The following is a 6,642-nucleotide window of genomic DNA, read 5'->3' as shown; positions in this document are numbered from 1 at the left end:
CATACCAAGAAAGCTGTGTGAAAACGGAACATGGGGAGCCGAGACAAGGAAAAAACAGGCGAAAAAGCGGAGTTTAGTGAACTAAATGAGCATTTTGAGCCTGTTTTTGACGCGGTATTCGGCAACGCAGATAGATTTTCAACGACCTGCTAACGGAGAATCTTATGTACTTAGCCCGCCGCCCTCTGCTGCACAGACTGCACGCCCACTGGCGCAAACTTGGCAGTGCAGTGCTGGCCACCCTGCTGCTCAGCCCCGGCAGTCAAGCGGCAGGGATTGATCCGGCGGCGGAGTTCTTCGCCACCCTCTACCTCAACACCTGCATGCGTTATGTCGGTGATGCACAGACGCTGCGCAATCAGCTGCTGCAGCAGAAACTGCCCACCCTGAGCAAAGATGAAGCGGCGTTCTTTCTGGAAAACCAGAAAGGCGAAGCCTGGTCGGTGCCCTCCAGTGTCGGCAACTTCGTACTCGCCATCCGTCGTGATGGCATCTGCGCTATCTTCGCCGAACGCGCCAATACAGCCACCACCGAAGCCCTGTTCAGCTCACTGATGGTCAAGACCCCCAACGGCCTGCAGGCTCTCAAGGTGCGGGATACCGCCCGTCAGGGCAATCTCGGCACCGTGCGCACCATGGAATACCGCTGGTTTGCCGCGGGCAACAACAAGGCACTGCAGTTTATCCTCACCACCCTGCCTGCGGGTGATGCCAAAGTGCAGGCCATGGCGACCTCGTCCACGGTCAATAGCGGGGTGCGGTGATCACAGCGGCAGGAACAGCCGGGCGGCTGCTCCTGGTCAGTCATTACTCTGGTCAGTTATTGCTCTGTGCAGTCCGCCTCAGTGTCATAACCGGTGTAGTAATACCCCTGCCATAGCGGCTTACCCTGATAGGCTTCAGCAGGCCAGACGCTAAACTGCACGCCTTCGCCAGTGCTGCAATAGCTGAAGTGGACCTTGTTGAGATCAAGCTCGGAGGCCAGCTTATCCGTCACTAAGCCAATCGCCAGCTCTACCGGAGTGGTCGTGGCCACCGTATAGAAATGATAGCCCGCCGCCTGATTGACCTTTCTGCGATCATCCATCAGGGCAAAGCACTGACTGCCATCTGCCGCAGCAGCCTCCACGGTGCCACTGACCATTGTCTGTGGCTCATCCAGTAGAACCAGCCTGATCGTGCTGCCTGACGGCAGTCCGTCAGCCCGGATGGCCAGACACTGACCATGCAGCCAGCCAATCTGCTGATCCAGCGCAGAGGGCTCGGCAGCACACCCCACTGCGGGTAACAGAGCGATAAGGGAAAGATAAGATTTCATCCTGATATCCTACTTGCCGTTGAATGGCCTCAGAGACAGAGGAAGCCACCATTAAACCTCTACTTATGCTTAATAACGATATGTAACTGAACTCTTATTCTTTTAAATTCCCGACCCGATCCTGCTAGAGTAGCGCCCCTATTCAGGCAGACGCACCGGCCCGTCGGGGCCGTATTGGTCGCCTGTCCGTTATTGTCGTCTATAGTTGTCGCACGTTTTCTGTGACTTGCAGGATTGATGGAGCATCGTCTTATGAAACCAATTCGTTCTCTGCTGCTGTTGGGTGCGCTGGCCCTGGCGGGCGCGGTTCACGCTGCTGATGCACTGGATCAGATCAAGTCTTCAGGTGTGTTCAAGATCGGCACAGAAGGCACCTATGCGCCTTTCTCCTATCACGATACCGATGGCACCCTGACCGGCTTCGATGTGGAAATTGGCGCCGCCATTGCCCAGCGTCTGGGCGTCAAGGCCGAGTTTGTCGAAGGCAAGTGGGATGGCCTGATTGCCGGGATCGACGTCAAGCGTTACGACGCGGTGATCAACGAGGTGTCCATCACCGACGCCCGCAAGGCCAAGTATGATTTCTCCGAGCCCTATATCGCCTCCAAGGCGGTACTGGTCGCCCGCGAGGACGATGACAGCATGAAGAGCTTTGCCGATCTGAAAGGCAAGCGCTCGGCCAACACCCTGACCAGCAACTTTGGCAAGCTGGCCGAGAAGTACGGCGCGGAGGTGGTCAGCGTGCAGGGCTTCAATGATGCTGTGGAGCTGGTGCTGTCCGGTCGTGCCGATGCCACCATCAACGACAGCCTGTCGTTCCTCGACTTCAAGAAACACCAGCCCAAGGCCAAGCTGAAGATTGTCGCCGCCGAGGCGGATGCCGATCACGCCGGTGTGCTGATCCGCAAGGACAACCCTGAGCTGCTGGCCGCGATCAACAAGGCGCTGGCAGACATGAAGGCGGATGGAACCTATCAGGCCATTTCCCAGAAGTACTTCGGCGCAGACGTTTCCCAGTAAGCCTTTTACGGTGTGCGGCGGCTGCAGATGCTCCGCCCCGCTGAACGTCGCTCCGCCCTGAGTCCCTCATTGCCTTGATGAGGGACTTTTTCATTTCTACGCTGTTTGCAAAAAGGGAAAACGAGCCATGCCTGACTGGTTACAGTTAATGATCGATTCCTTCCCATCCCTGCTGTATGCCGGGCTGGTATTCACCATCCCCCTGACACTGCTGTCGTTCGTGCTGGGGCTGAGCCTTGGCTTTGTGACGGCACTGACGCGCCTCTATGCTCCGCTGCCACTGGTGGCGCTGGCGCGTTTCTATGTCTGGCTGTTTCGCGGCACGCCGTTGCTGGTGCAGCTGTTTCTGATTTTCTACGGCCTGCCCAAGGTCGGCATCGTGTTTGATCCCTTCCCGGCGGCTTTGATTGGCTTCACCCTCAATGTCGGCGCCTATTCATCCGAAATCGTGCGTGCCGTGATCGAGTCGGTGTCCAGAGGGCAGTGGGAAGCCGCCTATTCCATCGGCATGAGCTGGTCGCAGGCCATGCGTCGCATCATTCTGCCGCAGGCCACCCGGATTGCCGTGCCACCGCTGTCCAACACCTTTATCGCGCTGGTCAAGGACACCTCACTGGCCGCCGTACTGACGGTGCCCGAGCTGTTTCAGGCAGCCCAGCGCATTGCCTCGACCACTTATGAGCCGCTGGTCATGTACACCGAAGCGGCATTGCTCTATCTGCTGTTCAGTACCGTCCTGTCATGGGGCCAGACTCGTCTGGAGCAGCATTACGGGCGCCATGCTACCCATCTGGGAGGTCAGTCATGATCCGTCTGCAACAGATCGACAAGTACTTCGGTGACAGCCATGTCCTCAAGGGCGTGGACCTGACCCTTACCGAAGGCAGCGTCACCGCACTGATCGGCCCCTCCGGCAGCGGCAAGAGCACCCTGCTACGCTGCGTCAACCTGCTTGAATGGCCGCAGTCAGGCTCGCTGCAGATCGGTGAGGAAAGCCTCACCTTCGGCACCGATCCGAAGCAGCAGCGTCAGGCCGCGCAACGGCTGCGCCGTCTGACCGGCATGGTGTTTCAGAACTTCCAGCTGTTCCCGCATCTGACCGTGGTCGCCAACGTCATGGAAGGGCTGATCACCGTGCTGAAGTGGGACAAGGAGCGGGCTCACGCGCGAGCCATGGAGCTGCTGAGCAAGGTCGGCATGGCGCACAAGGCTGAGGTGTGGCCAGCCACCCTGTCCGGCGGACAGCAGCAGCGTGTTGCCATTGCCCGCGCACTGGCCCCCTCACCCAAAGTGCTGCTCTGTGATGAGCCCACCTCGGCGCTGGACCCGGAACTGGCCGTGGAAGTGGTGGACGTGCTGAAGCAGCTGGCGAAGGAAGGCACCACCATGCTGATGGCCACCCATGACCTGAAGCTGGCCGCCAGCACCGCGCATCAGGTGGTGTTTCTGGAGCACGGCAGCATCGTCGAATCCGGTGAGGCACGGCAGGTATTTACCCAGCCCAGGCATCCGCGTACCCGTGACTATGTCTCGACTCTGGCTGGCGAGTAACACCTGAGAGTGTGCACACGTTGTGGGAGCGGTGAAGCTTCACCGCTCGTCCGGAGACCCGACGCCATACTGCTGAGCAGCAGCTCTGACAGGATGGCGCGGGTTAGCTCCCGGCCATTTCAGCCCGGCTGCGATCTTCCAGCCGGCGCCAGAGCTGCGCCACGCTGGGCTTGTCCAGCAGGTTGCAGCGATACAGGCGAATCTCCAGTGGCGCCTGCCACTGCTCACCCCCACAGGGCACCAGACTGCCTTCCTCTAGCTCACGTTCAATACACAGTTTAGGCATCCAGGCGACCCCCAGCCCCTGCAGCGCCATCCCCTTCAGGCCTTCAGCCATGGCCGTTTCATACACCGTACGCAGGCGCAGATTGAGCGGATGATTCTTGACCAGCAGGCGAACCGTGCGGCCCAGAAAGGCGCCGTGGGTATAGGCCAGCAGCGGGATGGAGCCTTCGCCGGGCTGGTCCAGCACGTATTTGGGGCTGCCGTCCGCATTGGGTGCACACACCGGCAGCATCAGGGTGTCGGCCAGACGCAGGGAGGGAAACGTGGTGGCGTCCAGCTGCAGCGTGGCATAGGAATCGTAGTACACCAGCATCACGTCACACTCGCCTTCGCGCAGGGCGTGAATGGCATCTTCCACGTTCATCGCCACCAGCCGCACCGACAGCTCCTGCATCACATCACTGAGGGTGCTGATCCAGTCGGGAAAGAAGGTGAACGCCAGCGAGTGCGCGGCGGCCACTTCCAGCACCTGCCCTTCACCGGGCTGCAAGCCACGCAGACGGCGGATGCTGTCGCGCAGCTGGCCCATCACCGAACGCGCGGTGACCAGAAACAGCTGGCCCTCAGGCGTCAGGTCAATCGGTGTGGAGGAACGATCCACCAGTGTTACTCCCACCGCCTGCTCCAGCGCACGAATCCTGCGGCTGAACGCAGGCTGGGTGACGAAACGCCGCTCCGCTGCCTGCGAAAAACTGCGAGTTGCCGCCAGAGACAGAAAGTCTTCCAGCCATTTCGATTCCAGATCCATCCTGCCCCCCCGATGTGAGCCTTGTGGCCCTCATCCCTCTGTCGAAAAAACACACTACATTAGCGTATGCCGATATTGCATACGGCAGTGCACATTAGCATTGGTCAACCTGAACGCCAACCCCGACAATAGCCGCCATCGCAGCCACCACACTGCACATCACCCGAGAGATTGCGAAACATCATGATCCCCAGCCCTTCAGTTCAGGACGACATTCAGGCGCTTCCCCACCGTATCGAAAAAGACCTGCTCGGCACCCTCGCGGTACCGGCGGAGGCTTATTACGGTGTGCAGACCCAGCGCGCTCTGGAGAACTTCAAGCTGACGGGCGTACCGCTGGCACACTTCCCCAAACTGATCCTCGGTCTGGCGATGGTGAAGAAAGCCGCCGCCGCGGCCAACGCCGAACTGGGCATGCTGGAGCAGGTCAAAGCCGACGCCATTGCTCATGCCTGCGACCGCATCATCAACGGTGAATTCCACGATCAGTTCGTGGTCGACATGATTCAGGGTGGCGCCGGTACCTCTACCAACATGAACGCCAATGAAGTCATCGCCAACGTGGCGCTGGAATATCTGGGTCATGCCAAAGGTGCATATAAACACCTGCACCCTAACAACGATGTCAACATGTCACAGTCCACCAACGACGCCTACCCGACGGCGATCCGCGTGGGTCTGCAACTGAGTCACGCCGAGCTGGTCGACAGCCTGGCACTATTAAAAGAATCGTTCGCCCGCAAAGGCGAAGAGTTTGCTGATGTGATCAAGATGGGCCGCACCCAGTTACAGGACGCGGTACCCATGACCCTGGGCCAGGAGTTCCGTGCGTTCTCCATCACTCTGGGTGAAGACATTGACCGCATCGCCAACCTCTACGACCTGCTGCGTGAAGTGAACCTGGGTGGCACCGCCATCGGTACCGGCATCAACGCTGATCCGCGTTATGCGCCGCTGGCGGTCGCACACCTGTCCAGCGTCTGCGGCCACTCCATGCGTCTGGCCAATGACCTGATCGAAGCCACCTCTGACATGGGCGCCTTCGTACTGTTCTCCGGCATGACCAAGCGTCTGGCGGTCAAACTGTCGAAGATCTGTAATGACCTGCGCCTGCTGTCCAGCGGTCCGCGTACCGGTCTGAATGAAATCAATCTGCCACCCCAGCAGCCCGGTTCATCGATCATGCCCGGCAAGGTCAACCCGGTCATTCCTGAAGCGGTCAATCAGGTGGCCTATCAGATTATTGGCAACGATCTGGCCATCACCATGGCGGCCGAAGCCGGCCAGCTGCAGCTGAACGTGATGGAACCCCTGATTGCCTACAAGATCATGGAATCCATGCGCATGCTGAAGCGCGCCATGGACATGCTGCGTGAGCGCTGCATCGATGGCATCACTGCCAACCGCGAGCATTGCAAGGCGCTGGTGGATGGCTCCATCGGTCTGATCACCGCGCTGAACCCCTACATCGGCTATGACAATTCGACCCGTATCGCCAAGGAAGCCCTGATCAGCGGTCGCGGTGTACTGGAACTGGTGCGCGAGGAAGGACTGCTGGATGAAGCCCTGCTGGCTGACATCCTGCGTCCGGAGAATATGGTTAACCCACGAGTGCTGGGCAATCACTAACAGGTCGTTGAAAATCTATCTGCGTTGCCGAATACCGCGTCAAAAACAGGCTCAAAATGCTCATTTAGTTCACTAAACTCCGCTTTTTCGC

7 protein-coding genes are annotated in these 6,642 nt (G+C 59.1%); 5 read left to right on the top strand and 2 right to left on the bottom strand.

Features of this window, described 5'->3' with window-relative positions:
• The first annotated feature begins 164 nt into the window (after positions 1–164).
• Positions 165–764 (top strand): NMCC_0638 family (lipo)protein, encoded by a 600-nt coding sequence (locus WH50_RS03760; protein ID WP_110186106.1) that lies wholly within the window; start codon positions 165–167, stop codon positions 762–764.
• Positions 765–820: 56 nt separating this feature from the next.
• On the opposite strand, the gene WH50_RS03755 is transcribed toward WH50_RS03760, so the two are convergent.
• Positions 821–1,318, bottom strand: a complete 498-nt coding sequence (locus WH50_RS03755; RefSeq protein ID WP_110186105.1) for a hypothetical protein — start codon at positions 1,316–1,318, stop codon at positions 821–823.
• A gap of 252 nt (positions 1,319–1,570) precedes the next feature.
• On the opposite strand from WH50_RS03755, the gene WH50_RS03750 reads away from it, so the two are divergent.
• The 3 genes from WH50_RS03750 (at position 1,571) to WH50_RS03740 (ending at position 3,889) form a co-directional block, all read left to right on the top strand.
• Positions 1,571–2,338, top strand: a complete 768-nt coding sequence (locus tag WH50_RS03750; RefSeq protein WP_110186107.1) for an amino acid ABC transporter substrate-binding protein — start codon at positions 1,571–1,573, stop codon at positions 2,336–2,338.
• 127 nt (positions 2,339–2,465) lie between these two features.
• A complete protein-coding gene (locus tag WH50_RS03745; protein ID WP_104152743.1) occupies positions 2,466–3,146 on the top strand; it encodes an amino acid ABC transporter permease in 681 nt (226 codons plus the stop codon).
• The gene (locus tag WH50_RS03740; protein ID WP_110186104.1) at positions 3,143–3,889 is read left to right on the top strand and encodes an amino acid ABC transporter ATP-binding protein; all 747 of its coding nucleotides are present in this window, start codon (positions 3,143–3,145) and stop codon (positions 3,887–3,889) included. Before WH50_RS03745 ends, WH50_RS03740 begins: the two co-directional genes overlap by 4 nt.
• 103 nt (positions 3,890–3,992) lie before the next feature.
• Here WH50_RS03740 and WH50_RS03735 read toward each other — a convergent pair whose 3' ends face one another.
• Positions 3,993–4,922, bottom strand: coding sequence for a LysR substrate-binding domain-containing protein (locus tag WH50_RS03735; protein WP_110186103.1), 930 nt, complete (start codon positions 4,920–4,922; stop codon positions 3,993–3,995).
• A gap of 183 nt (positions 4,923–5,105) precedes the next feature.
• Between WH50_RS03735 and aspA the strand changes: the two genes are divergently transcribed.
• The gene (gene aspA / locus WH50_RS03730; protein ID WP_110186102.1) at positions 5,106–6,551 is read left to right on the top strand and encodes an aspartate ammonia-lyase; all 1,446 of its coding nucleotides are present in this window, start codon (positions 5,106–5,108) and stop codon (positions 6,549–6,551) included.
• Positions 6,552–6,642 lie beyond the last annotated feature (91 nt).

The organism is Pokkaliibacter plantistimulans (genome assembly GCF_003194385.1).
GTDB lineage: Bacteria > Pseudomonadota > Gammaproteobacteria > Pseudomonadales > Balneatricaceae > Pokkaliibacter > Pokkaliibacter plantistimulans.
The sequence above is the reverse complement of the archived record's forward strand: the minus strand, read 5'-3'. Positions and strand labels throughout refer to the sequence as shown.

Coding starts and splice junctions, on each gene's coding strand:
- WH50_RS03760 (WP_110186106.1), top strand. CDS start 165: ATGTACTTAGCCCGCCGCCCTCTGCTGCACAGACTGCACGCCCACTGG.
- WH50_RS03755 (WP_110186105.1), bottom strand. CDS start 1,318: ATGAAATCTTATCTTTCCCTTATCGCTCTGTTACCCGCAGTGGGGTGT.
- WH50_RS03750 (WP_110186107.1), top strand. CDS start 1,571: ATGAAACCAATTCGTTCTCTGCTGCTGTTGGGTGCGCTGGCCCTGGCG.
- WH50_RS03745 (WP_104152743.1), top strand. CDS start 2,466: ATGCCTGACTGGTTACAGTTAATGATCGATTCCTTCCCATCCCTGCTG.
- WH50_RS03740 (WP_110186104.1), top strand. CDS start 3,143: ATGATCCGTCTGCAACAGATCGACAAGTACTTCGGTGACAGCCATGTC.
- WH50_RS03735 (WP_110186103.1), bottom strand. CDS start 4,922: ATGGATCTGGAATCGAAATGGCTGGAAGACTTTCTGTCTCTGGCGGCA.
- aspA (WP_110186102.1), top strand. CDS start 5,106: ATGATCCCCAGCCCTTCAGTTCAGGACGACATTCAGGCGCTTCCCCAC.